This window comes from Streptomyces calidiresistens (assembly GCF_014141525.1).
Taxonomy (GTDB): domain Bacteria; phylum Actinomycetota; class Actinomycetes; order Streptomycetales; family Streptomycetaceae; genus Streptomyces; species Streptomyces calidiresistens.
Window position 1 is genome coordinate 1 of the sequence record NZ_VKHS01000816.1, and the last position, 2,311, is coordinate 2,311.

Sequence of the window (2,311 nt, forward strand, 5' to 3'; positions counted from 1 at the left end):
TCGTCGGGCCGGGGGAGGCGGCCGGCCTGGTGTGGCTGACACCGGCCGACGCGGACGCCCTCAACCGGCTGCTGGACGCGCATCCGGGCATCGGGTGGGTGCAGTTCCCGTGGGCGGGGGTGGAGAAGCTGGTGGCGAACGGCGTCACCGACCGTCCCATCGTCTTCACCAGTGCCAAGGGGCTGTTCGCCGAGCAGGTGGCCGAGCACGCCCTGACCCTCGCCCTGGCCTGTCTGCGGAGCCTGGCCGTGCAGGCCCGCACGCCGCGCTGGCACTCCATCGACCCGGCTTCGCTGTTCCGGCGGCGGGTGACGGTGGTGGGGGCGGGCGGCACGGCGCGGGAGCTGGTGCGGCTGCTCGCGCCCTTCGGGTGCGAGGTGCGGGTGGTGCGCCGGTCGGCCGGGGAGCCGGTGGCGGGGGCGGCGCGGACGCTGCCGGTCCCCGCCCTGCCGGAGGTGCTGCCGGACACCGACGTGCTGGTGCTCGCCCTGGCGCTGACCCCGGGGAGCCGGCAGCTGATCGGGGCGCGCGAGTTGGCCGCGCTGCCCTCGCACGCGGTGCTGGTGAACGTGGCCCGGGGCGCGCACGTGGACACCGACGCGCTGGTGGCGGAGCTGCGTCGGGACGGCCTGGCGGCGGCTGGTCTGGACGTGACCGATCCGGAGCCGCTGCCGGAGGGACATCCCCTGTGGTCGGATCCGCGGGTGCTGATCACCTCGCACTGCGCGGACTCCGCCGAGTTCGCGACCCGGGTGCTGTGCGGGCGGGTGGCCCGCAACGTGGCGAACCTGCGGGCCGGCCGGGAGTTGGAGGGGCGGGTCGATCCCGCCCTCGGCTACTGAGCCGTCCGGGCCCGGCGCCGCGAGGTTGTCCACAGGCTGTGGGTGACCGCGGGCGCCGGGGGCGGGATTGTCGGTGGCGGGGTCTACCGTTCCGGCCATGGGGATCACGAGGGAGCCCGGAGCGCCGGTGCGTCCGACGGCGGGATGGCGGGAGCGGGCCGTGGAGTACCCGGAGCGGTACCCGCCCGACCTGCTGGGAGCGGTGGACGCCGCTCTCGACGCCTACGCCGCCGACGTGGCCGCGCTGGGCGGTGCGCCCCGCGACATCGAGGTGATGGCGCGGATCGAGGGGGTGGTGACGGCGCTGAACGACCTGGACGAGCGGTACGGGTTCATCGAGACGATCGAGCGCGAGGAGTTGTGCGACCACATCGACGCCGTGCTCACCGCGCACGGCGTGGATCTCGACGCCCTGGCCGCCCGGGCGGGGATCGGCCGGTGGGAGCTGACCGACGCCTGGCGGGACTGGTAGGGGCGGTCGGGCGAGCGACGGGGCGCCCGGTGGGGCTCACCCGCCGGGCGGCGGCACCAGGTGCGCGTGGACGGGGAGGTGGTCGCTGCCGGTGGCGGGCATCACCAGCAGGCGCTCGATCTCCAGGCCCCGGGTCATCACGTGGTCGATGCGGGCGACGGGGAAGGGCTCGGGCCAGGAGAAGCGCAGGGGGCCGCCGGTGGAGTCCATCCGGTCGGTGACGGGGGACAGGCCCCGGTCGTCGACGGTGCCGTTGAGGTCGCCGAGGAGCACGACGCGCTCCAGCGGTTCGGTGGCCAGCGCCTCACCGGCGGCCCGGGCGGCCTCGTCGCGGAGATCGGTGGTGAAGCCGGTGGGGCCCACCCGCACCGAGGGGAGGTGGGCGACGTACACGGCGAGGTCGCCGTCCGGGGTGCGGGCGCGGGCGCGCAGCATGCCGCGGGTCCACTCCGGGCCGAGTGCCGCCGGTCGGACGTGGATGTTCCGCACCTCGTCCAGGGGGTGCCGGGACCACAGGACGAGGGTGCCCGAGACCACGTGGTGCGGGTACTCGGGGTCGAGGGTCGCGGAGAAGACGGGCAGGAGCTCGGGGGTGATCTCCTGGAGGCCGACGAGGTCCACCCCGCTGTCGGCGAGGAGCCGGGCGGTGCCGGCGGGGTCGGTGTTGTCGTCGCCCACGTTGTGCTGGACGACGGCGTAGCCGGTTTCGGGGACCGCGTGGGGATCGGGGGTGGTCAGGGCGGCTCCGTACAGGAGCAGCCAGACGCCCGTGGGGACGAGGAGGACGACCGGGGCGCCGACCGAGCGTCGCAGCAGCGCGACGAGCGCCAGGAGGGGAATCACCGCGCCCGGCCAGGGACGGAAGGACTCCAGCAGGCTGCCGAGTCGCCCCGGGCTGTTGGGGACGATGCCGGGGAAGGCCATGAGCAGAGCCGTGAGCAGGGCGAGCGCGACGACGGCGCGGTCCGTCCGGGTGCGGGGGAGCAGGGGGTGCGGC

The 2,311-nt window shown here is 75.6% G+C and carries 3 protein-coding genes; 2 read left to right on the top strand and 1 reads right to left on the bottom strand.

Translation table 11 applies throughout. The features are described from left to right. Together FOE67_RS23075 and FOE67_RS23080 are read left to right on the top strand one after the other, a co-directional pair. Positions 1 to 842: NAD(P)-dependent oxidoreductase (locus FOE67_RS23075; protein ID WP_182666770.1), on the top strand; the 842-nt coding region annotated here is incomplete at its 5' end. Positions 843 to 939: 97 nt separating this feature from the next. After that, positions 940 to 1,314: a hypothetical protein gene (locus FOE67_RS23080; protein ID WP_182666771.1), complete on the top strand. Its 375-nt coding sequence runs from the start codon at positions 940 to 942 to the stop codon at positions 1,312 to 1,314. Positions 1,315 to 1,350: 36 nt separating this feature from the next. Here FOE67_RS23080 and FOE67_RS23085 read toward each other — a convergent pair whose 3' ends face one another. Then, positions 1,351 to 2,301: an endonuclease/exonuclease/phosphatase family protein gene (locus FOE67_RS23085; protein ID WP_323385342.1), complete on the bottom strand. Its 951-nt coding sequence runs from the start codon at positions 2,299 to 2,301 to the stop codon at positions 1,351 to 1,353. Positions 2,302 to 2,311: the final 10 nt, after the last annotated feature.

Bases quoted from the DNA above. Each gene is read 5' to 3' on its own strand.
- FOE67_RS23080 (WP_182666771.1), top strand. From the start codon at position 940: ATGGGGATCACGAGGGAGCCCGGAGCGCCGGTGCGTCCGACGGCGGGA.